The organism is Mycolicibacterium sp. ND9-15 (assembly GCF_035918395.1).
In the GTDB taxonomy this organism is placed as follows: Bacteria; Actinomycetota; Actinomycetes; order Mycobacteriales; family Mycobacteriaceae; genus Mycobacterium.
Map to the genome: position 1 here is coordinate 1,885,676 of NZ_CP142362.1, position 21,161 is coordinate 1,906,836.

General features: G+C 67.7%; 21 protein-coding genes and 1 riboswitch. Of the genes, 12 read left to right on the forward strand and 9 right to left on the reverse strand.

Annotated elements, in window-relative coordinates; genetic code table 11:
• Positions 1-56 precede the first annotated feature (56 nt).
• A riboswitch (TPP riboswitch) is annotated at positions 57-157 on the forward strand.
• From thiC to QGN32_RS09345, 5 genes are all read left to right on the forward strand, one after another.
• Positions 155-1,789 carry a phosphomethylpyrimidine synthase ThiC gene (gene thiC / locus QGN32_RS09325; RefSeq protein ID WP_326548288.1) on the forward strand — a complete coding sequence of 545 codons (1,635 nt, stop codon included), beginning with the start codon at positions 155-157 and terminating at the stop codon, positions 1,787-1,789. It overlaps the preceding riboswitch by 3 nt.
• Positions 1,786-2,622 (forward strand): bifunctional hydroxymethylpyrimidine kinase/phosphomethylpyrimidine kinase, encoded by an 837-nt coding sequence (thiD, locus tag QGN32_RS09330; protein ID WP_326548289.1) that lies wholly within the window; start codon positions 1,786-1,788, stop codon positions 2,620-2,622. The genes thiC and thiD overlap by 4 nt, the downstream gene beginning before the upstream one ends.
• Positions 2,619-3,242: an alpha/beta hydrolase family protein gene (locus QGN32_RS09335; RefSeq protein ID WP_326548290.1), complete on the forward strand. Its 624-nt coding sequence runs from the start codon at positions 2,619-2,621 to the stop codon at positions 3,240-3,242. The genes thiD and QGN32_RS09335 overlap by 4 nt, the downstream gene beginning before the upstream one ends.
• Before the next feature lie 79 nt (positions 3,243-3,321).
• Complete coding sequence (locus QGN32_RS09340) at positions 3,322-4,059, forward strand: DUF4190 domain-containing protein (protein ID WP_326548291.1); 738 nt, start codon at positions 3,322-3,324, stop codon at positions 4,057-4,059.
• Positions 4,060-4,101: 42 nt separating this feature from the next.
• The gene (locus QGN32_RS09345) at positions 4,102-5,589 is read left to right on the forward strand and encodes a flavin-containing monooxygenase (RefSeq protein ID WP_326548292.1); all 1,488 of its coding nucleotides are present in this window, start codon (positions 4,102-4,104) and stop codon (positions 5,587-5,589) included.
• Positions 5,590-5,688: 99 nt separating this feature from the next.
• Here QGN32_RS09345 and QGN32_RS09350 read toward each other — a convergent pair whose 3' ends face one another.
• Entirely contained in the window at positions 5,689-6,930 is a 1,242-nt protein-coding gene (locus QGN32_RS09350) for a TetR/AcrR family transcriptional regulator (RefSeq protein ID WP_326548293.1), read from the reverse strand.
• Between the two features lie 104 nt (positions 6,931-7,034).
• Between QGN32_RS09350 and QGN32_RS09355 the strand changes: the two genes are divergently transcribed.
• From QGN32_RS09355 to QGN32_RS09365, 3 genes are read left to right on the forward strand one after another with little or no spacing between them, the layout of a single operon-like run.
• On the forward strand, positions 7,035-7,259 hold the full coding sequence (locus QGN32_RS09355) for a hypothetical protein (protein ID WP_326548294.1): 225 nt from the start codon (positions 7,035-7,037) through the stop codon (positions 7,257-7,259).
• 13 nt (positions 7,260-7,272) lie between these two features.
• Positions 7,273-7,614, forward strand: coding sequence for a hypothetical protein (locus QGN32_RS09360; RefSeq protein ID WP_442791801.1), 342 nt, complete (start codon positions 7,273-7,275; stop codon positions 7,612-7,614).
• Between the two features lie 14 nt (positions 7,615-7,628).
• Positions 7,629-8,846, forward strand: a complete 1,218-nt coding sequence (locus QGN32_RS09365; RefSeq protein WP_326548295.1) for an APC family permease — start codon at positions 7,629-7,631, stop codon at positions 8,844-8,846.
• Here the strand turns inward: QGN32_RS09365 and QGN32_RS09370 are convergent.
• Genes QGN32_RS09370 through thiO form a run of 6 tightly spaced genes read right to left on the reverse strand, consistent with a single transcriptional unit; the run spans position 8,831 to position 14,565 of the window.
• Positions 8,831-10,294 (reverse strand): M28 family peptidase, encoded by a 1,464-nt coding sequence (locus tag QGN32_RS09370; protein ID WP_326548296.1) that lies wholly within the window; start codon positions 10,292-10,294, stop codon positions 8,831-8,833. The genes QGN32_RS09365 and QGN32_RS09370 overlap by 16 nt on opposite strands.
• Entirely contained in the window at positions 10,291-11,808 is a 1,518-nt protein-coding gene (locus QGN32_RS09375; protein WP_326548297.1) for a M28 family metallopeptidase, read from the reverse strand. The genes QGN32_RS09370 and QGN32_RS09375 overlap by 4 nt, the downstream gene beginning before the upstream one ends.
• Positions 11,809-11,836: 28 nt before the next feature.
• The gene (locus QGN32_RS09380; RefSeq protein WP_326548298.1) at positions 11,837-12,610 is read right to left on the reverse strand and encodes an SGNH/GDSL hydrolase family protein; all 774 of its coding nucleotides are present in this window, start codon (positions 12,608-12,610) and stop codon (positions 11,837-11,839) included.
• Complete coding sequence (locus QGN32_RS09385) at positions 12,607-13,365, reverse strand: thiazole synthase (RefSeq protein WP_326548299.1); 759 nt, start codon at positions 13,363-13,365, stop codon at positions 12,607-12,609. The genes QGN32_RS09380 and QGN32_RS09385 overlap by 4 nt, the downstream gene beginning before the upstream one ends.
• The gene (thiS, locus tag QGN32_RS09390) at positions 13,358-13,555 is read right to left on the reverse strand and encodes a sulfur carrier protein ThiS (protein ID WP_326548300.1); all 198 of its coding nucleotides are present in this window, start codon (positions 13,553-13,555) and stop codon (positions 13,358-13,360) included. Before thiS ends, QGN32_RS09385 begins: the two co-directional genes overlap by 8 nt.
• Positions 13,552-14,565: a glycine oxidase ThiO gene (gene thiO / locus QGN32_RS09395; protein WP_326549004.1), complete on the reverse strand. Its 1,014-nt coding sequence runs from the start codon at positions 14,563-14,565 to the stop codon at positions 13,552-13,554. Before thiO ends, thiS begins: the two co-directional genes overlap by 4 nt.
• A 151-nt stretch (positions 14,566-14,716) precedes the next feature.
• On the opposite strand from thiO, the gene thiE reads away from it, so the two are divergent.
• The gene (thiE, locus tag QGN32_RS09400; protein ID WP_326548301.1) at positions 14,717-15,388 is read left to right on the forward strand and encodes a thiamine phosphate synthase; all 672 of its coding nucleotides are present in this window, start codon (positions 14,717-14,719) and stop codon (positions 15,386-15,388) included.
• On the opposite strand, the gene QGN32_RS09405 is transcribed toward thiE, so the two are convergent.
• A complete protein-coding gene (locus QGN32_RS09405; protein ID WP_326548302.1) occupies positions 15,372-15,881 on the reverse strand; it encodes an NUDIX hydrolase in 510 nt (169 codons plus the stop codon). The genes thiE and QGN32_RS09405 overlap by 17 nt on opposite strands.
• 111 nt (positions 15,882-15,992) lie before the next feature.
• Between QGN32_RS09405 and glnX the strand changes: the two genes are divergently transcribed.
• The 3 genes from glnX to QGN32_RS09420 all read left to right on the forward strand — a co-directional run bounded on the left by glnX (position 15,993) and on the right by QGN32_RS09420 (position 20,559).
• Positions 15,993-17,312 carry a protein kinase G-activating protein GlnX gene (gene glnX, locus QGN32_RS09410; protein WP_326548303.1) on the forward strand — a complete coding sequence of 440 codons (1,320 nt, stop codon included), beginning with the start codon at positions 15,993-15,995 and terminating at the stop codon, positions 17,310-17,312.
• A complete protein-coding gene (locus tag QGN32_RS09415; protein ID WP_326548304.1) occupies positions 17,309-18,274 on the forward strand; it encodes a glutamate ABC transporter substrate-binding protein in 966 nt (321 codons plus the stop codon). The genes glnX and QGN32_RS09415 overlap by 4 nt, the downstream gene beginning before the upstream one ends.
• A 92-nt stretch (positions 18,275-18,366) precedes the next feature.
• A complete protein-coding gene (locus tag QGN32_RS09420) occupies positions 18,367-20,559 on the forward strand; it encodes a serine/threonine-protein kinase PknG (RefSeq protein WP_326549005.1) in 2,193 nt (730 codons plus the stop codon).
• A gap of 101 nt (positions 20,560-20,660) precedes the next feature.
• Here the strand turns inward: QGN32_RS09420 and QGN32_RS09425 are convergent, their stop codons facing one another.
• Positions 20,661-21,044: a hypothetical protein gene (locus tag QGN32_RS09425; protein WP_326548305.1), complete on the reverse strand. Its 384-nt coding sequence runs from the start codon at positions 21,042-21,044 to the stop codon at positions 20,661-20,663.
• Positions 21,045-21,161: the final 117 nt, after the last annotated feature.

A 21,161-nucleotide genomic window follows, 5' to 3' on the forward strand; every position in this document is an offset into this window, starting at 1 on the left:
ATCATTCGCGTCACCCCCTGCCGTCGCCGCGCTGCCTGCGCTAACGTGGCACGCGTCCACACACGGGAGCGCACACCAGTGCGCTGAGAGGACGGGTGGACCCGTCGACCGTACGAACCTGACCGGGTAATGCCGGCGTAGGGAGATATTTCAGATGACGCATATCACCGTCGATCCGTCCGTGACCACCGGTCCCATCGAGGGCAGCACCAAGATCTATCGGGCTCTCGACGGGGTGCCCGGTGCGAAGGTGCCTTTTCGCCGCGTGAACCTGTCCAACGGCGAGCACCTCGACCTGTACGACACCTCGGGCTCGTACACCGACCCTGCGGCCGATATCGATCTGCAGGCGGGCCTGCGGCCGCGACCGGGCGTCGTACGCGACCGCGGCACTCAACTGCAGCGCGCCCGTGCCGGCGAGATCACCGCCGAAATGGCCTTCATCGCCGCACGCGAAGGCGTGCCCGCCGAGTCGGTGCGCGACGAGGTGGCCAGGGGCCGCGCTGTGATCCCTGCCAACCACAACCACCCGGAGACCGAACCGATGATCATCGGTAAGGCATTCAGCGTGAAAGTCAATGCCAACATCGGCAATTCGGCGGTTACCAGTTCCATCGCCGAGGAGGTCGACAAGATGGTGTGGGCCACTCGATGGGGCGCCGACACGATCATGGACCTGTCCACCGGCCGTGACATCCACACCACCCGCGAGTGGATTCTGCGCAACTCACCGGTGCCCGTCGGCACCGTGCCCATCTACCAGGCGCTGGAGAAGGTCAACGGCGACCCCGCCGCGTTGACGTGGGAACTGTACCGCGACACCGTGATCGAACAGTGCGAGCAGGGCGTCGACTACATGACCGTGCACGCCGGCGTGCTGCTGCGCTACGTCCCGTTGACGGCCAAGCGTGTCACCGGCATCGTGAGTCGCGGCGGTTCCATCATGGCCGCCTGGTGCCTGGCGCACCACCAGGAATCGTTCCTCTACACCCATTTCCAGGAGCTGTGCGAGATTCTGCAGCGTTACGACGTGACGTTCTCGCTCGGCGACGGTCTGCGCCCGGGTTCGATCGCCGACGCCAACGACGCGGCCCAGTTCGCCGAGTTGCGCACGCTGGGTGAACTCACAAAGATCGCGAAATCCCATGGCGTGCAGGTGATGATCGAGGGCCCGGGCCACATTCCGATGCACAAGATCGTCGAAAACGTCCGACTCGAAGAGGAGTGGTGCGAGGAGGCGCCGTTTTACACCCTGGGGCCGCTGGCGACCGACATCGCGCCCGCCTACGACCACATCACCAGCGCCATCGGCGCGGCGATCATCGCCCAGGCGGGCACCGCGATGCTGTGTTACGTCACGCCGAAGGAACACCTCGGTCTCCCCGATCGCAAGGACGTCAAGGACGGCGTGATCGCCTATAAGATCGCCGCGCACGCCGCCGATCTCGCGAAGGGCCACCCGCGCGCCCAGGAACGTGACGACGCGTTGTCACGCGCACGGTTCGAGTTCCGGTGGAACGATCAGTTCGCGCTGTCGCTGGACCCCGATACCGCGCGCGCGTTCCACGACGAGACACTGCCCGCCGAACCGGCGAAGACCGCGCACTTCTGCTCGATGTGCGGGCCGAAGTTCTGTTCCATGCGGATCACCCAGGACGTCCGCGACTACGCCGCCGAACACGGCCTCGAGACGGAGGAAGACATCGAAGCCGTGCTCGCTCAGGGGATGGCCGAGAAGTCGAAGGAGTTCGCCGAACACGGCAACCGCGTCTACCTGCCCCTGGCATGAGCTATCTGCCGCTACCGCGGCCCGGCACCACACCGGTGCGGGTGATGACGATCGCCGGGTCCGACTCCGGCGGAGGTGCGGGCATCCAGGCCGACATGCGCACGTTTGCGCTGTTGGGGGTGCACGGACTGGTCGCCGTCACCGCTGTCACGGTGCAGAACTCGGTCGGCGTCAAGGGTTTTCACGAGATCCCACCGGACGTTATCGCCGGACAGATCGAGGCGGTGGCCTCCGACATCGGCGTGCAGGCCGCCAAGACGGGGATGCTGGCGTCCTCGGACATCATCGACACCGTCGCCGATGCCTGGCGGGGGCAGGGTTTGGCGGGTGCGGTGCCGTTGGTCGTCGACCCGGTGTGCGCCTCGATGCACGGCGACCCCCTGCTGCATCCCAGCGCGCTGGATTCGCTACGCACACAGTTATTTCCGTTGGCCACCCTGGTCACGCCGAACCTCGACGAGGTGCGCCTGCTCGTCGGCGTCGACGTCGTCGACGACGCCACTGCGCGGGAGGCGGCCCGCGCGCTGCACGCCCTGGGCCCGCAGTGGGCACTGGTCAAGGGCGGGCACCTGCGGGCGTCGGCGCAGAGCCCGGACATCCTGTTCGACGGCACCGACTTCCACGAGTTCGACGCCACGCGGATCGACACCGGCCACGACCACGGCGCCGGCGACACGTTGGCCGCCGCGGTCGCGAGCGCGCTGGCACACGGCTATTCCGTGCCCAACGCGGTGGCGTTCGGCAAGCGTTGGGTGACCGAATGCCTGCGCGCCGCTTACCCGTTGGGCCACGGCCATGGCCCGGTGTCGGCGCTGTTTCGGCTCACCGAATGAACCTCGACCAGATCGCGGGCGTCGCGCACGCGCCCCTCGGTGCGCCCGCAGGCGTCGTCGTGCTCACCCACGGCGCCGGCGGCAGCCGAGAAGCGCCACTGCTCAAGAGGATCTGCGACGAGTGGGCCGCGCGCGGTTGGCTGGCGGTGCGCTACAACCTGCCGTACCGGAGGCGCCGCCCCAACGGTCCCCCGTCCGGGTCCGCGAAAGCCGATCAGGCCGGAGTGGTCGAGGCCATCGAGGTGGCGCGCACGCTGGCCGATGGTCCCGTCATCGCGGGCGGGCACTCCTATGGCGGCAGGATGACGTCGGTGGTGGTCGCCGAGCGGTCGGCCGACATCGATGTGCTGACGTTGTTCTCGTACCCGCTGCATCCGCCCGGCAAGCCGGATCTCGCCCGCACCGAACACCTTCCGCACATCGCCGCGCCGACGGTGTTCACCCACGGCACCGCCGATCCGTTCGGTTCGATCGACGAACTGCGGTCCGCCGCGGCGTTGATCAGCGCGCCCACCGAGGTCGTCGAGATCACCGGTGCCCGACACGACTTGGCCTCGAAGACCCTCGATGTGCCCGCACTGGCGGTCGATGCCGCACTGCGGCTGATGAGTCCACCCTGAGCGGTGGATTCCTGGTGGCCGTGTCGGGATGCCACCGGGTTCCGCGGCCAGATCGCGGTCGCCGCGATACGGTTCTCGCGTGACCACGCCGCCGGGCCCTCCCCAGCCGTACGGGCCGCCGTCCTCGCCGTACGGCGAGCAGCCGCCCCATTCGTACCCGCCGCCGGCACCGCCCTACCCGCCGCCCGGGGCTCCTTACCCGCCACCACCGCCTCCGCCCTATTCGCAGCAGGCGCCCGGCTATCACGTCCCGCCCCAGCAGCGGCCGACGAACTGGTGGGCCATCGTCTCGCTCGTCTTCGGCCTGCTCGGCGGTGTCCTGGTCAGCGTCGTATGCGGCATCGTCGGCCTGAAGAAGGCCAAGGAGGATCAGGGCGGCCGGGGCATGGCAATCGCGGGGCTGGTGCTGTCAGCCGTGTGGGTGCTGTTGCTCATCATCGGCCTGGTGCTCTACTTGGGAATCAGCAAAGGCACCGTGACCGCCACCAATGTCAAGCAGGGCGACTGCCTAGCCGAGATTCCGAGCGATACGCGGGTGCTGACCGTGAAGACCGTCGAATGCGAGGAGACCCACGCCGGTGAGGTGTTCGCCGTGCTGCAGATGCCCGAGGGCGACTTCCCGGGCCAACCGGCGATCGACGCCTACGCCGACAAGTGCAGCCCCGAACTCGCCGTCTACTCGCCGGACGCGATGACCGACGACTCCGTTCAGCTGTACGTGCTCTATCCCACAGTCGAGACATGGGAGCAGGGTGACCGGGCCGTGACCTGCATCGCGACGCTCGATCCGCCGCGAACCGGCTCGATAAAAGGTTGACGCCTCCGCGGGAATGTGTGTTACCTGAGGTACCGTTAACGAATGTTTTCGGAGCAGTTCGACGCCGTGATCGTCGGCGCGGGCTTCGGGGGTATCGGTGCGGCCATCCAGCTGAAGCGGATGGGTTACGAGAACTTCGTCATCCTCGACCGCGAGGACGGCCTCGGCGGAACCTGGCACGTCAACCGCTATCCAGGGCTGGCCGTCGACGTTCCGACGACCACCTACTCGTACTATTTCGAGCCGAACCCGAACTGGTCACGGCTGTACTCCACGGGCGCCGAAATCAAGCAGTACGCCGAGGACGTCGCCGACAAGTACGACGTGCGCAGGCACATGCGGTTCGACACCCTCGTCGAGGGCGCGTGCTGGGACGAGGAAGCCAGCCTGTGGCGGGTCGCGTTGGCCGATGGCGAGGCGCTGACGGCGCGCTATCTGATCACGGCCACTGGGTTCCTGTCGCAGCCGCACACACCCGACATTCCGGGGATCACGAGCTTCGCCGGCAAGGTCATCCACACCACAGATTGGGATGACACCTACGACCTCAACGGCCGCCGCGTGGCGATCATCGGCACCGGCGCCACAGCCGTACAGCTCACTCCGGAACTGGCGAAGAAGGCGGCCGACGTGACCGTCTTCCAACGGACACCGGTCTCGGTGGTACCCAGGCTCGACTTCCGGTTCCCCGACCGGGCAAAGCGGCTGTTCGCGCGGGTTCCATTGACGCAGCGCGTAATTCGAGCCGTCACCGACGCGGTGTATGAGTTCTTCCTTTATGTCGGGCTGCGCCACCGCCGGCTGCTGTTCCGGCGCCTCAACATCGCGGCGTCAGACGTGGCGAAGATGCACCGGTTCTTCGCGATCCGCGACCCGGAGCTGCGCCAGCAGCTGACCCCGGACTACGACTTCGGCTGCAAGCGCCCGACGTTCTCCAACAGCTACTACCGGGTCTTCACTAAACCCCATGTGCACCTGCAGACTTCGGGGATCGAGCGCATCGAGGCCGACGGTATCGTCGCCAACGACGGCACCAAGACCGAGATCGACACGCTTGTGCTGGCGACGGGCTTCGATCTGTGGGAGGCGAACTTCCCGGCGATAGAGATCATCGGACGCGGCGGACGCAACCTCGGCAAGTGGTGGCGCGACACGCGGTTCCAGGCCTACCAGGGTGTCACGATCCCCCACTTCCCCAACTTCATGAGCTTGGCGAGTCCGTATGCGTTCCTCGGGTTGAACTTCTTCAACACGATGGAATACCAGATGCGCCACATGGACCGGCTGTTCGGTGAGGTGAAGCGCCGGGGCGCGACGACATTCGAGGTCACCGAGGAAGCCAACGCCCGCTACCTGAACCAGATGACCGAACTCATCGGCGACTCGGTGTTCGTGGCCGGGAACTGCGCCGGATCGCGATCCTACTACTTCGACCCGAACGGTGAGGCGTCGCTGCTGCAGCCGATGTCCACCCGCAAAGCCATCAACGAGGCGTCGCATTTTCCCTTGAGCGACTATCGAATTGCCTGACCCGGGAGGAACAACGGCTGTGTCACTTCAGGAATCGGGCGGCGGTTCGCGCGTGGCCACGTTGGCAGGGCTGGTCGTCGGAACGCTTGGCTACCTGGCTTACTTGACCGGCAACGTAGTGCGTAACCGGTAGCGGCCCAACAACGTCACATCCAGCAGCCGCTGCAGAACCGCCCGGTTCTGCGGTGCGTTCGCGTATTGCATCAACCGGCCCAGGTCGATCACCAGCGCCATGGCCGCGTGCACGGCAAACCGGGCCTGCCCCGGTGTCCACTCCGGGCGCACGGCGACCACCAACTCCACCACGGACTGCACGGTGGTGCGCTGCATGTTTCGCAGGATCTTCTGGTCCGTCGGCGACATGTTGAGCCGCTCGGTGTAGTAGACGTAGTCGAGTTCGGGCTGTGCGAATGACCGCGCCACATAGGCGTCGATGACCGCGGTCAGCGCCTCCTCGGGATCCGCGATGGACGCGGTGATCGCGGTCAACTCGTCGGAGAGCCGGTCGGCCGCGCGCCGGAACACGGCGGACAGGATGTCGCTCTTGCCGGCGAAATACCGGTAGATGCCCGACGCGGGCATGCCGACGGCCGCGGCGATGTCCTCCATGCCCGTATCGCGGTAGCCGTTGATGTTGAACAGACGGATCGACTCGTTGAGCAGCGCCTCGTACTTCGACGGCTCGGTCGCTGCCGAGCGCGGCACACGCGGCTCCTCGGTGACGTCGTCGATGTCGGGCAACTCGATGGCGGTTACCGCTTCGGCAAGATTGACGAGCAGCGCCCGTACCTGGACGGCGGCCAGTTTGGCGCGGTGGTCCACGATGCTGCCGATGACCGAGAGCATCGCGGTGGACAGCGTCCAGCGTTGTCGTGATGAGAGGTCCGGCCGCATGATGCTGATCGGGCGTTGAATGCGGTGATTGACCGTGCGCATCTGCGCGATGAGCGATGCTTGGTCGTCGCCCCGCAGGTAACGGCCTTCCCAGCGGTACAACCCGCCCGACTCCCGGTTCGTCATCGCGGTGTCGGTCAGCGCAGCGGCCAGCCGGCGCAGTTCGGTCCGCGGGTCCTCGCAGACCGTCCCGTCAACGAAGGAAGTGGCATCCACCAACTGTTGGCCCAGGCTCAGAACCGCGTCGCGGAAGAGGTCGTACTTACTCGCATAGTGCCGGTACAGCCCGGCCGCGGAGATCCCTACCCGGGAGGCGATGGTGTCCATGCTGACGCCGTAAAAGCCCAGCGTGCTGAACGCCTCAGCGGATGCCCGGGCGATCTGTTCCTTACGGTCCTTCGGCCGGCGCCGAACCGCGTCACCGCTCGCCGGCCGAGTGCGCGACATGGCAGATACGATAACGGACCAACCGCCTACATATCGACCGGCTTCGGTTGCCGATCTTAGGCCAAACTTGTCACGGGAAGCAGAATCGCCATTAACATAATGGAATGTTCGGCGCGCTTCGTAAGCTTCTGGGCTTTCAGGTCACTATCGGTGAACTGATCGTCGTGGCGCTGGTCATCGGTACGCCGTACCTGGTCGTCGGCGTGTTCTGGTCAGCCACGCACACTGAACATCTGCGGCACATGGCGGGTGCTGACCTGGTTGTTTCGTACCTGGGATCGATCGTCTCCTGGCCGGTGCTGCTGTTCGCAGACGTCTGTATGACATGAACGGGGAAACAGGTTGTCTCAACGCCATCATCGCCTCGCCTACACCGGCATCATCGCCGCCGTCGTTCTGGTCGTCGCCCTGCTCGCGATGAACTTCCCGGTGTTCCTCGACAGCTACGACCAGTACGGCTGGCAGATCAAGTGCGGGACCGGCTACGCCACCGATCTAGCCCAGGCGGCCGCGACCGTCGGTGAGATCAACTACGTCGACCAGTGCGAGACCGCGCTGCTGATGCGCCGGATGTGGACTTTGCCGGTGGCGGTGCTCGCCGGCGCGGCGCTTCTCGCCGTCGTGGTCGCGTCCGCGACGACGTCGGCCCGCGAATCGTTGTCGGCGCACCACGACAAGCGCTGACTTAGCATTCGGGCGTGAGCACGCCGGACGGCCTGCCGCTGGCCCGGCGGCTCGGCACCGTCGATGCGGTGACCATCGGGCTGGGCTCCATGGTCGGCGCGGGCATCTTCGTCGTCCTCGGGCCCGCCGCTGCCGCAGCAGGTTCGGGACTGCTGATCGGCCTCGCGGTCGCCGCCGTGGTGGCCTACTGCAACGCGACCTCGTCGGCGCGGCTGGCCGCGCGCTACCCGCAGTCGGGCGGCACCTACGTCTACGGCCGCGAGCGACTCGGCGAGTTCTGGGGCCACACAGCGGGCTGGAGCTTCATCGTCGGCAAGACCGCGTCGTGCGCCGCGATGGCGCTCACGGTCGGTTACTACGTGTGGCCCGAGTGGGCGCGGGGGGTCGCGGTCGGCACGGTCGTCGCGCTGACCGCCGTGAACTATGTCGGCATCCGCAAGTCGGCGCTGCTGACGCGCGTCATCGTCGGTCTGGTGCTCGCGGTGCTCGGCACCGTGGTGGTGGCGGTCCTGGGTTTCGGCGAGATCGACACCGTACGACTGTCCATCGGCGCCGACGTCTCCGTCGGCGGTGTGCTGCAGGCCGCCGGGTTGCTGTTCTTCGCGTTCGCGGGCTACGCGCGGATCGCCACCCTCGGCGAGGAGGTCCGCGATCCCGCCCGCACCATCCCTCGCGCGATACCGCTGGCGCTGGCCATCGCACTCGCCGTGTATGCGCTCGTCGCGGTCACTGTGTTGAGCGAATTGGGAAGTGACGCATTGGGTTCGGCGTCCGCGCCGCTCGCCGACGCGGTGACCGCGGCCGGCTTGGGAGCCCTCGACCCGATCGTGCGAGCGGGCGCCGCCGTGGCCTCGGTCGGATCGCTGCTGGCGCTCATCCTCGGGGTGTCGCGCACCACGCTGGCGATGGCGCGCGACCGTCACCTGCCGCGTGCGTTGTCACGCGTACACCCGAGGTTCGGCAGCCCGCACCGCGCCGAGGTGGTGGTCGGTGTCGTCGTCGCCGTGCTGGCCGCCACCGTGGACGTGCGCGAGGCGATCGGATTCTCCTCCTTTGCGGTGCTTGTGTATTACGCGATCGCCAACGCGTCGGCGTGGACCCTCGGTCGCCGGACGATCCCGGCGATCGGACTCGCGGGTTGCCTGCTGCTGGCCTTCCTGCTGCCTATCCCGTCGGTCCTCGCCGGCGCCGGCGTGGTACTCGTGGGCGCCCTGGCCTACCGCCGCCGCTGATCCCGCGGCGGAACGCCGTTGACCCCGTCGACCGACTCCGCATAGGTCTCGACGGCATAGGCCACCGCCGGTCCGAGCACCGACAGCGCATCACGGTTGACGTTGTCGGCGGTGTCGCGCTTGGTGCGGTAGTTCGGATCGAACGGGACTCCCGCCCGGCCACCCCAGAGGCGGGCCTGTACCTCGGTTTTGCGCTGCGAAGACCCTGCGGTCAGGCCGCCGATCGGCACGCCTGCGGCAAGGAACGGGTAGTAGTCCGTGAACTGGCTCAGCGGCATGTCGGTGGGCCGCACCCCCGCGGTGTTGAGGTAGCCCGCCAGCGTCCGCTCGATACCGGCCGAACCCTTGGGCACGGACTGGGCGGGGATCTCCGGGTTGGGTTGGGCCGACTGGTCGCCGTCGTAGGTGAAGTATCCGGCGTTGGGCGAGCCGAGCATGTCGAAGCCCAGATACAGTGCGATGTCTTGCAGCTCGTCCGCCGACAGCGCCTGCACGTACTTCGTCGGGCCGGCCAACCCGTTCTCCTCCGACGCCCAGAACACGAAGCGCACGGCGTTGGCGACCGATGGCTGCGGGCCCAGTGCCGCCGCGGTCTCCAGCAACGCGGCGATGCCGGTGCCGTCGTTGTTGATCCCGGGGCCGGCCGCGGAGCTGTCGAGATGGGCGCCCGCCAGCACTACGTTGCCGCGGTTACCAGTCTTGGTCTGCGCCACGAGGTTTCGGGTTTTCTTCATGACCGGCTTGCTGTCGAGGACCAGCCGCACAGGTGCCGTTGTCCTCCGCAATGCGGCATCGGCGTCGCGGCCGATGACGCCCACGGGAACCGTCAGGTCCTGGTAGTAGCCGGGGGTGAACAGGCCGGCGGGGCTGCCACCGCTTCCCGGGGTGCTGACGACGAGCAGACCGACGGCGCCTTCCGAGACGGCCGCGTTCTGCTTGGTGACGACCGAACAGCCCGTGTCGTCGACGACGGCGATCGCGCCCCGCACCGATGTCCCGTCGTAGTCGGCCGCGCGGCAGCCGGCGGCGGCCTGCCTCGGCCGTAGTGTGACGGCGTTCAGACCGCCGGGCGGCGTGGTGATGAGCAGGGAAGCCTGGTCGACGGGATGGTCGCGCCCGCCCACCCGCAGGGTAGGTTTGCCGCCCTGCGTGCGGTCGAGCAGTTCGAACTCGGGGGTTTGGACGTCAAATCCCTTGTCGCGCAAGAACTGCGCGACATAGTCGACGGTGGCGTCGTATCCGGGAGTGCCGTCGGCGCGGTTACCGTTGTTCGCGTCGGCGATCTCCTGCAGCTTGCGCAGGTGGGTGTACATCTCGTCGACGCTGACCTTGTTCGCCAGGTCCTGAGCCGACGGCGGCGGCGACTCATGGGACGAACACGATGTCAGCGCCGCGACGAGTCCGACAACGACACCGACCAAGCGGAAGGGGGCCGGCCACTTCCTCATGATGCGAGCGGGTGACGGACGCGGAGGTCACGGGTCGGTACGCCGTTCGGGCCGCCCTGGTCTTGCGCATAAATACCGACGGCGTACGCCACGCCGGCCCCGTGGATTCCGAGCGCGGTGCGATCGATGTGGTCCAGGTTGTCGGATGCCTTGTGGTAGTTGGGGTCGAACGGCTGGTCGGCCTCGCCGTTCCACAGTTCGGCCTGATCCCGCGTCATCTCGGCCTCGGCGCCGGAGAAGGTGCCACTTGCCGGGATACCGGCCAGGGTGAAGCCGTCGTAGTCGGACCGCCCGTCAAAACTCGTGTCCGCCGCCGGCTTTCCGGCCGCGTCGAGGTACCCGACCAGCGTGCGTTCGATCCCCGCCGAACCCTCGGGCACCCGACTGATCGCGCCGTCCACGTCAGGCGGGATGGACTGGTTACCGTCGTAGGTGAAATAGCCGGGATTCGGCGAGGCGACCATGTCGTAGTTGAGGTACATCGAGATGTCCTTGAGGGCATCGACATCCAACGACTCCAGATAGTTGTTCGATCCGAACAACCCGACCTCCTCAGCGCCCCAGAAACCGAACCGTACCGCGTTCTGGACATCGGGGGAACCTCCCAACTGCACCGCCGACTCCAGCACCGCCGCCACGCCGGAGCCGTTGTCGTTGATGCCCGGCCCGTCCGGGACGCTGTCGAGGTGCGCCCCGGCGAACACCACGTTGTGGGTGTCGCCCGTTTTCGTCTGGGCGATGACGTTGCGGGTGCGTTCGGTTCGTACGCCCGCGTTGAGCTTGAGGGTGACGTCGCCGGGGTCGGACCGCAGCCGTTTGCCCTCGACCTTGGTGATGCTGACGACCGGGATCTTCACCTCGGTCTCCCCGCCGAGCGTGCCGCCCATCTCGTCGTCGTCCTCGTTGTTGGCGACGATCAACGCCACCGCGCCGCGTTCGGCGGCGGCCTGCTCCTTGTCCGAGAACGGACACACGCCGCGGTCGACCAACACGACGGCACCCTTGACGGGTAAGCCGTCGTAGTCGGAGACCGTGCATCCGGGGGTGTCCTCGGCTCGGGCGGGCACCAACGGGCCAGACACGCCGTCGGGCGGTGTGCCGATCGTGAAGTTCAGCGGTTTGGCCTTGACCTCGGCACCACCGACGGTCAGCGCGGGTTCGTCCGCGAACGGCAGACGCACCTCGAACTCGGGTGTCTGGACATCGAATCCGTTGTCGCGCAGGGTATCAGCCACATACTCGACGCTGGCGTCGTAACCCGATGTGCCCAACGCGCGGTTGCCGTCGTTGCCGTCGGCGATTTCCTGCAGCCGACTCAGATGCGCATACATGGCATCGGCGGAGGTCCGCTGCGCGAGCGACCTGGCGAACTCCACGGCCTCCGGCGAAACCCCGATTTGTGTGGTGGGCGGCGCAACCGCCGGCTGCGGCTCCCCGTCGCGGCCGCATCCGCCGAGCACCACAACGGTGGCCGACATCAGCGCGATTGCTTTCGAAACCCTTGTGTGGCTCATTGGGCACTACGTTAGCGTCGCCGCGGAACTAGCTCGTCAGCTGCGCGACGACGAGGTCCGCCACGACGCGCATGCCCGCCGCGTTGGGATGCAGGGGCGCGGGGGCGCCCGGCCGGAAAAATGCGAGCGGCCCGAACTTCGTCGTCCACGGTTCCGCCGACCATGCATGATGCGCCCGGCTGGCCTCGGCGGCCCGCACCAGTTCGCAGCCGGTTGCCGCGGCCGCCTCGGCGGTCAGCCGCTCCAACGTCTCGGCGACATGGCGGCCGGTGGCGACATCGCTGTCAGACAGCGGTGGCGCCGACGTGCCGGACGGCGGCAGCAGGGTGAGATAGTCGACGAACAGCACCCTCGCGTGCGGCGCCCGGCGACGCAGCGTCCGGCCGACCTCCTCGAGCGACGCGGCCACCTCTGTCAGCGCCTCTTGTCGGGCTCGCGGGTCCAGCTTCGCGCGCAGCACGGCACCGAACAGCGGCAGCCTTCGCGCGGGCCGCGGCATGCCGGCGGCGAACAGCATCGGCACATAGCCGACGTCGTTGCCGCCTATGGTCACCGTCACCAACTCTTCGGAGCCGTTCAGCGCCGAGATCTGCGGCGGCGCGCCGCACTGCCGTTCCCGCAGCACGTTGGCGGTAGTCGCACCGGAGTACGTCACGTCGACGAGGTCGAGACCCAATCTCGCGGCGACCAGGTGTGGGTAGTTGCGCGCCGACCGGCCGGCCGGCCACGGCGCGCCGTCGGCGCGGGGGCCGATCCCCGGCCCCGCAGCCATCGAGCTGCCCAGCGCGACATAGCGATTCATCGAGCCGGGCTGGAAGCCTGTGCCCAGAACCGCTTCGGAATTCGGCCTGCCCGCCGCGCCAGATGGCCCGCGGTGATGGCCGCAGCCATCGCGGCGGCCATGGTCGGCGGATCGGCGGCGCGGGTCACGGCACTGGCCAATAACACGGCGTCACAACCCAATTCCATCGCCAGGGTGGCGTCGCTCGCGGTCCCGATGCCCGCATCCAGCACCACCGGCACCGAAGCGGCTCCGACGATCATCTCGATGTTGTGTGGGTTGGCGATGCCCAATCCCGTTCCGATCGGTGACCCCAGCGGCATGACCGCGGCGCAACCGATGTCTTCGAGCCGACGTGCGAGCACGGGGTCGTCGTTGGTGTACGGCAGCACGATGAAGCCGTCGTCGACCAATTGCTCTGCCGCCCTGACGAGTTCGACCGCGTCGGGAAGCAGTGTGCGTTCGTCCGCGATGACTTCGAGCTTCACCCAGTCGGTGTGCAGCGCCTCGCGGGCAAGCTGGGCGGTCAGCACCGCCTCCGCCGCGACGCGGCAGCCCGCGGTGTTCGGCAGAGGCGTGATGCCGAGCCGGTTGAGCAGGTCGAGCACGCCGGTGCCGCCGTCGGCGTCGACGCGCCGCATCGCCACGGTCGTCAGTTCGGTGCCGGACGCGACGAGCGCCTGCTCCAGCACGGCGAGGTTCGCTGCGCCACCGGTGCCCAGAATCAGCCGCGAGCCGAATTCGCGACCGGCGATGGTCAGCTTGGAGTCAACCACCCTGCACCGCCGTCACCACCTCTACGCGGGAGCCATCGGACAGCGCGGTGTTCCACTGCGACTTGGGCAGCACCGACCAGTCCACCGCGACCGCGATGCCTTTCTCCGGGAACCCGAGGTGCTCGAGCAGCGCCGCGACGGTCGTCGTCGCATCCACTTCCACCGCTTCGTCGTTGACAAGTACCTTCATCCAATTACTCCAACCGTGACATCGAGTTCGGCCGCGATCCGCTCGGCGGTCCAAGGCGCGAGAAGAAACCCGTTGCGCCCGTGGCCCGCTGCGACCAGTGTGCGCTCGTCGAGCCGTTCGACGAGCGGTAGTCCGTCCGGGGTCATCGGCCGCAGGCCCGCGGCGCATTCGGCGAGTTCGTACTCGCCCAGCGCAGGCATCACCGCGCAGGCGTCGTCGAGGAGTTCACGCACTCCCGTCACCGCCGGTGCGGTGTCGCGCCCGTGCTCGTACTGTGTCGCACCGACGACGACCCCGTCGGCGCGGGGCACCAGATACACCTGCCTGCCGTGCACCCGAGCCCGGACGACCCGCTGGGGCACCGGCATGCAGCCGCGGCGCCACCGCAACCGCAACACCTCACCCTTGACCGGCCGGATCGGCAGGTCGGGCCACAGCTTCGGGGCGTCAACGCCGTTCGCGATCACCACGTTGTCCGCCTGCACCTCGGCGAGGTCGGACACGGGCGCCGCCCACTGCACTCCGAGCCGCTCGCACAGCGCCCCCAGCGCCCGCACCAGCGCGCGGTTGTCCACGGCCAATTCGGCTTCGGCGCGAAAGCCGTGCCGGATGCCTTGCGCCAGCAGCGGTTCGACATCCCGGGCCGACGACGTCACCGTCACCGGATGGCCCTGGGCCGCCAGCCACTCACCGACGGTCCGCAGGTCGGCAGCGTCGGCGCGGTCGACGGCGACCACCAGCGATTCGCGTGCGGTGACCACGTCGTCGGGCAGCCCGTCCAGGAAACCGCCGTGCCACAGGTGCAGCGACTCCAGCCCGAGTTGCAGCAGCTTCTCCTCGCCGGGCCAGCCCTCGCTGTGCGGTGCGAGCATGCCGCCCGCGACCCACGACGCGCCGCGGTCGTCGGTGCGGTGCACCCGCACGTCCCAGCCGGCCAGCAGTGCGCGCCGCGCCACCGACAGCCCGATGACGCCGCCGCCGACCACGGCCAGACTTGCCTTGGTCAACATCCCTCCCTTCGCCGGCATGACCCGGATCAGGTGCGACGGTAAGGGCAGGTTCGCATGCCCACTCTCAGTCCCCGGTCCCGGGACTCCCGCGTTCGTTCACCCACAGTACCCGCTGGCCAGACCGTCTTCGATGAGCCGCTAACGTCGCGGTGTGCACGAACCTCGGGAGCGCCTGGCCACCGCGTCGCTGTACCTGTGCACCGACGCCCGCCGCGAGCGCGGCGACCTCGCGGAGTTCGCCGACGCCGCGTTGGCTGGCGGCGTCGATGTCATCCAGTTGCGGGACAAGGGTTCGCCGGGCGAACAGCGGTTCGGGCCGCTGGAGGCGCGTCACGAACTCGAGGCACTCGAGGTGCTCGCCGACGCTGCCCGGCGCCACGGCGCGCTGCTGGCCGTCAATGATCGTGCCGACATCGCACTGGCCGCCGGCGCCGGGGTTCTTCACCTGGGCCAGGACGACCTCCCGCTGACGGTCGCCCGCGACATCGTCGGTCCCGACCCGGTGATCGGGCGGTCCACCCACGACGTCGATCAGGTGGCGGCCGCGATGGCCGAGTCCGTCGACTACTTCTGCGTCGGCCCCTGCTGGCCCACCCCGACCAAACCCGGGCGCCCCGCACCCGGCCTCGACCTGGTGCGCCACACCGCCGAACGGGGTAGCGACAAGCCGTGGTTCGCGATCGGCGGGATCGACGCGGACCGGTTGCCGGAGGTGCTGGCCGCAGGTGCGCGCCGCATCGTCGTGGTGCGGGCGATCACGGCCGCCGAGGATCCGCGCGCGGCGGCCGGGCAGCTGAAGGCGGCGCTCAGAGCCGCCGATTGACCAGCAGCGGGATCGAGGCGAACTCGTCGCGCAGCCGCTCCCAACTGGCGGCGAACCCCGGATGCAGCGGCAGCCGGACGACCTCGTCGACGGCCACCCAGCGCAACTCGGCGCTCTCCCGGTTCGGGACGGTGTCCAACATCTCGGGCGCGTCGGCGATGACCGTGCTGTAGGTCCAGCTCACCTGCCCATTCGGGCCTGCCGCGACCACCTTGGTCTGCACCACCTTGCGCACCGTCAACTGGTCCTGCGGCAGGCCCGCTTCTTCGTGGGCTTCCCGGATGGCCGCCTGTTCCGCAGTCTCGTGGCTGTCGCGCGCACCGCCGGGCAGACCCCAGGTGTCGCCCTGGTGGCTCCATGCCGCCCGATGCTGAAGCAGCACCACCGCGGCGCCGCTCAGGCCCGGGGCCCGCAGCAGCAGGCCGGCCGCACCGTACCTACCCCAGTAGGCCTGGCCCTCGGAAACCACCCATCCGTCACCGTCGCCACGCACGCCTCAACAATAGGGCCGCCCTGGCTGCCGGAAACTCTTAGACTTCTTTCATAGAGTGGGAGCGGTCGTAACGACGAGCCGGAAAGCGATGCTGATGAGGTCCGCGCGCACGTGACTGTGGAGTTGGCGCACCCGTCGACGGAGCCGCTCGCTTCGCGGTCACCGTCCACACCGGCACAACAACGCTGGTGGTTCCTGTGGACCACGCCGGGCCGGATCCTGACCATCGGGGTGGTGCTGTCCGCACTGGTCATCGCCAGCGCGTTCGCCACCTCGACCACGATCAACGACCGCCAGCAAGCGCTCATGAAGGTGCTCAACCACACCGAGCCGCTGTCCTTCGCCGCCGGACAGCTCTACACGACGCTGTCGGTGGCCGACGCCGCCGCGGCCACCGCGTTCATCGCCGGCGCCGAGCCACGCGACGTCCGGCACCGCTACGAACAGGCGATCACGGAAGCGTCGGTCGCCGTGACACGCGCGTCGAGCGGGCTCACCGACGAGGACCTGGTGCAGTTGCTGGGCCGGGTCAACGCCGAGCTGTCGGTGTACACCGGTCTGGTCGAGACCGCACGCACCAACAACCGGTCAGGCAACCCGGTGGGCTCGTCGTACCTGTCCGAAGCGTCTGGGTTGATGCAGAACCAGATCCTGCCCGGTGCGCAGCGGCTCTACGAGGAGACCTCGGCGCGGGTGGACGACGAGACCAGCGCATCCACCCGCATTCCCGGCCCGGTCATCCTGGTGGTCCTGGCGACGTTGCTGTTCGGCGTGTTCGCCAACCGGTGGCTGGCCCGGCGCACCCGCAGGCGGATCAACATCGGCTTCGTCGCCGGCGGCCTGGCGGTGCTGATCATGCTGATCTGGGTGGGGACGGCGCTGATCATCTCGACCGCCGACAGCCGCAGCGCCAAGGACACCGCCGCCGAGTCCTTGACGACCGTCACCAACCTGGCGATCACCGCGCAGCAAGCGCGCGCCGACGAGACGCTCTCATTGGTCCGGCGCGGCGACGAGACGGTGCGAAAGGAGTCCTACTACCAACGCATCGACATGATGCAGCAACAGCTTTCGAACTACCTCTCCCGTGACGACACCATCGACAAGACCGACCTCGCCGAGGCCGACCAATTGCTGAAAAGGTGGCGTGCCGCCGACGACCGGATCAACGCCTACATCAGTGTGGGCAACTACCAGGCCGCCACGCAGGTGGCGTTGGGCACCGGCGAGGACGACTCCACGCCGGCGTTCAACAAGCTGGACGAGGCGTTGAGCCACGCCATCGAGGAGAGCCGCAGCCAGTTGCGCAGGGACATCGTCAACGCTTACCGCATATTGTCCGGCGCGACCGTGGGGGCCGCGGCGCTCAGCGTCGTCGCCGCGATCGCCGTGGCGTTGGGGCTGTGGCCGAGATTGAGCGAGTACCGGTGACGGCCAGACTCTGCGGGATACTCATCGCCGCCGTGGTGGTACTCGCCGGTTGCGGGGAGGCCGCGTCGGTGACCTCGGCGCCGGGCGTCACGCTTGCGCCGCCCACCCCGGCGGGCATGGAGGAGATGCCGCCCGAACCGGTGCGACCGCCGGATGAAGCCGCGGACGAGTGCGACCGCATGGCCAGCCTGCGGCCGTTCAACACCCAGGCCGAGGCAGAGAGCGCGGTGAAGAACATCCGTGCGCGCGGCCGGTTGATCGTCGGGCTGGACATCGGGAGCAATCTGTTCTCGTTCCGCGACCCGATCACCGGTCAGGTCACCGGATTCGACGTCGATATCGCCGGCGAGGTCGCGCGCGACATCTTCGGCACCCCGTCCCAGGTGGAGTACCGCATCCTGTCGTCGGCCGACCGCATTGCAGCCCTGCGGAACAACCAGGTCGACGTCGTCGTCAAGACCATGACGATCACCTGCGAGCGCAAGAAGCTGATCGGCTTCTCCACTGCTTACCTGATCGCCAATCAGCGCATCCTCGCGCCGCGCGACTCGACGATCCGGCGGGCTTCGGACCTGTCCGGCAAGCGGGTGTGCGTCACGAAGGGCACGACCTCATTGCAGCGGATCCAGCAGATCACGCCGCCGCCCATCATCGTGGGCGTGGTGACGTGGGCCGACTGCCTGGTGGCGCTGCAGCAGCGTCAGGTCGACGCGGTCAGCACCGATGACGCGATCCTGGCCGGTCTGGTGTCGCAGGACCCGTACCTGCACATCGTCGGGCCGAGCCTCAACGAGGAGCCCTACGGGATCGGGATCAACAAGCAGAACACCGGCCTGATCCGGTTCGTCAACGGCACGCTCGAACGCATCCGCCGCGACGGCACCTGGAACACCCTGTACCGCAAGTGGCTCACGGTGCTCGGTCCGGCGCCCGCACCGCCGGTCTCGAGGTATTCCGACTGATGTCCGAAACTCGGCGCGAAGACTTCGACGATCCGGTCGCGACATCGTCGGAGGAGCCGACAGTCGGGACCCAGCCCGCCAGCCTCGACGACATGGACATGGACTCGGCGTCGACCATCCGGCCGATGGCAACCGAGGCGGTGTTCCGGCCGCACTTCGATGACGGCTCCGAGGACTTGTCGGTGGGCAGCCGCGACACCGAGCCACAGGAGAACACCGCGGCGACGAGAGCGTTGTCGCGCACGCGTCGCCTGGGCGGCGGGCTGGTGGAGATCCCGCGGGTTCGTGCGAAAGACCCGCTCGAAGCGCTGATGTCGCACCCCGTGGTTGCCGAGTCCAAGCGCTTCTGCTGGAACTGCGGACGCCCGGTCGGCCGCTCCAGCGCGGGTAAACGCGCCCAGTCCGAAGGTTGGTGCCCGCACTGCGGCAGCTCGTACTCGTTTCTGCCGCAACTGAATCCGGGTGACATGGTCGCCGACCAGTATGAGATCAAGGGCTGCATCGCGCACGGCGGCCTCGGCTGGGTGTATCTGGCCTTCGACCACAACGTCAACGAGCGGCCCGTGGTGCTCAAGGGTCTGGTGCACTCCGGTGACGCCGAGGCGCAGAAGATCGCGATGACCGAGCGGCAGTTCCTCGCCGAGGTCACCCACCCCGGCATCGTGAAGATCTACAACTTCGTCGAACACGCCGACCAGCACGGCAACCCGGTCGGTTACATCGTGATGGAGTACGTCGGGGGCACGTCACTCAAACCGGCCAGGGGCGAGAAGCTGCCGGTGGCGCAGGCCATCGGCTACATGCTCGAAATCCTGCCCGCCCTGGGCTACCTGCACTCGATCGGGCTGACCTACAACGACCTCAAACCCGAGAACATCATGATCACCGAGGAGCAGCTCAAGCTGATCGACCTCGGTGCGGTGTCGACGATCAACTCCTTCGGCTACCTCTACGGGACACCGGGATACCAGGCGCCCGAGATCGTGCGCACCGGCCCGACGGTGGCCACCGACATCTACACCGTTGGTCGCACCCTCGCGGCGCTGACACTCAAACTGCGCACGCGCAGAGGCCGTTACGTCGACGGCCTGCCCGAGGACGATCCGGTGCTGGCCGAGCACGACTCGTTCGGCCGTGCGCTGCGCCGGGCGATCGACCCTGACCCCCGGCACCGCTTCGGCAGCACGGACGAAATGTCCGGCCAGCTGCTCGGCGTGCTGCGCGAGGTCGTCGCAAAGGATACCGGCTCGCCGAAACCCGGTCTGTCCACGGTCTTTTCGCCCACCCGGTCCACGTTCGGCATCGATCTGCTGGTCGCCCACACCGATGTCTACCTGGACGGGCAGGTACATTCCGAACGGCTGACCGCACAGGAGATCGTCAGGGCCCTGCCGGTCCCCCTGGTCGACCCGACCGATGTCGGTGCGACGGTGTTATCGGCCAGCGTGATGAGCCAGCCCATTCAGACGCTCGACCAGTTGCGCGCTGCCCGGCACGGAGCGCTGGACTCCGAGGGCATCGATCTGTCCGACTCGGTCGAACTGCCGTTGATGGAGATACGCGCCCTGCTGGATCTCGGCGACGTCGCCAAGGCCACCCGAAAGCTCGAGGACCTCGCCGAGCGGGTGGGTTGGCCGTGGCGGCTGGTCTGGTTCAAGGCCGTGTCTGAACTGTTGACAGCCGATTACGACTCGGCGACAAAGCATTTCACCGCGGTGCTGGACACCATGCCAGGTGAGCTCGGGCCCAAGGCGGCGCTGGCGGCGACGGCGGAGTTGGCCGGCACCTCAGATGCGGGCAAGTTCTACAACACGGTCTGGTCGACCGACAACGGGGTGATCTCGGCGGGATTCGGGTTGGCCCGCGCGCAGTCGGCGGCCGGTGAACGAGACGCCGCGGTGAAGACACTCGACAAGGTGCCCGCGATGTCCCGGCATTTCACGACCGCCCGGCTGACTAGCGCGGTGACCTTGCTGTCCGGACGGTCGTCGAGCGAGATCACCGAGCAGCAGATCCGGGACGCCGCGCGCCGCGTGGAGGCGCTACCCGACACCGAGCCGCGGGTGCTGCAGATCCGGGCCCTGGTGCTGGGCACCGCGATGGATTGGCTGGCGGACAACACCGCAAGCACCAATCACATTCTGGGGTTCCCGTTCACCGAGCACGGGCTGCAACTGGGCGTGGAGGCGTCGCTTCGCGCCCTGGCCCGGGCCGCGCCTACCCAGGCGCACCGCTACGCGCTGGTGGACCTCGCCAACAGCGTGCGGCCGACCAGCACCTTCTAAGCGGTTGGTTTGGACACAGTCAGCTCATGCCGATCGACGCTTTGCTGGCGGCGACCGCAAGCCTTCCGCTGATCGGTGTCAGATGACTGTTGCACAGATCGCTAACGCCCGAAGACGTACTCGAACCACTGGCCGTCCACACCCAATTCGGTCCAGCCGGCATTCTGCATCTTGCTCCGGAGAGCGTCGACCATGGCCCAACGTTTGGGGTTCTGTCCAAGGTATCCGCTACCCAGTTCCGTCTGGCTGACTTCGTTCGATCCGCCTTGCGTCATCACGACGCCATTGGGGGTTTCCGCTTGGAACGACACAAAGACGGCGCTGCCCATCCCAATCGGAATCATCATGGTCGCCGCTTTGATACGTGCGGACTGACTGTAGGTCTCAGCGACGGAGGGTGCTGCCCCGGCCCGTTGTCCTATCCCGAGACACAGGGCAAGGCCCGCGGCGAAGACCAGAAATACGGCAGCGACGTTCAAGCCCACACGCGCAGAGGTCCTTTCTCTAGCCATCTCTCCTCCCGACAGATCGGTGAACTTCTCGCATAGCTGACTATCGGGGCGATCAGCATCACCAAACAGGGGCTTTTGCCACCTTTGTTC

Excerpts from the sequence above, each read along its gene's own strand:
- thiO (WP_326549004.1), bottom strand. The coding sequence starts at position 14,565 with ATGTTGACCAAGGCAAGTCTGGCCGTGGTCGGCGGCGGCGTCATCGGG.
- QGN32_RS09350 (WP_326548293.1), bottom strand. The coding sequence starts at position 6,930 with ATGTCGCGCACTCGGCCGGCGAGCGGTGACGCGGTTCGGCGCCGGCCG.
- QGN32_RS09370 (WP_326548296.1), bottom strand. The coding sequence starts at position 10,294 with ATGAGGAAGTGGCCGGCCCCCTTCCGCTTGGTCGGTGTCGTTGTCGGA.
- thiC (WP_326548288.1), top strand. The coding sequence starts at position 155 with ATGACGCATATCACCGTCGATCCGTCCGTGACCACCGGTCCCATCGAG.
- thiS (WP_326548300.1), bottom strand. The coding sequence starts at position 13,555 with ATGAAGGTACTTGTCAACGACGAAGCGGTGGAAGTGGATGCGACGACG.
- QGN32_RS09375 (WP_326548297.1), bottom strand. The coding sequence starts at position 11,808 with ATGAGCCACACAAGGGTTTCGAAAGCAATCGCGCTGATGTCGGCCACC.
- QGN32_RS09420 (WP_326549005.1), top strand. The coding sequence starts at position 18,367 with ATGGACATGGACTCGGCGTCGACCATCCGGCCGATGGCAACCGAGGCG.
- QGN32_RS09355 (WP_326548294.1), top strand. The coding sequence starts at position 7,035 with ATGTTCGGCGCGCTTCGTAAGCTTCTGGGCTTTCAGGTCACTATCGGT.
- QGN32_RS09345 (WP_326548292.1), top strand. The coding sequence starts at position 4,102 with ATGTTTTCGGAGCAGTTCGACGCCGTGATCGTCGGCGCGGGCTTCGGG.
- QGN32_RS09380 (WP_326548298.1), bottom strand. The coding sequence starts at position 12,610 with ATGAATCGCTATGTCGCGCTGGGCAGCTCGATGGCTGCGGGGCCGGGG.
- QGN32_RS09335 (WP_326548290.1), top strand. The coding sequence starts at position 2,619 with ATGAACCTCGACCAGATCGCGGGCGTCGCGCACGCGCCCCTCGGTGCG.
- thiD (WP_326548289.1), top strand. The coding sequence starts at position 1,786 with ATGAGCTATCTGCCGCTACCGCGGCCCGGCACCACACCGGTGCGGGTG.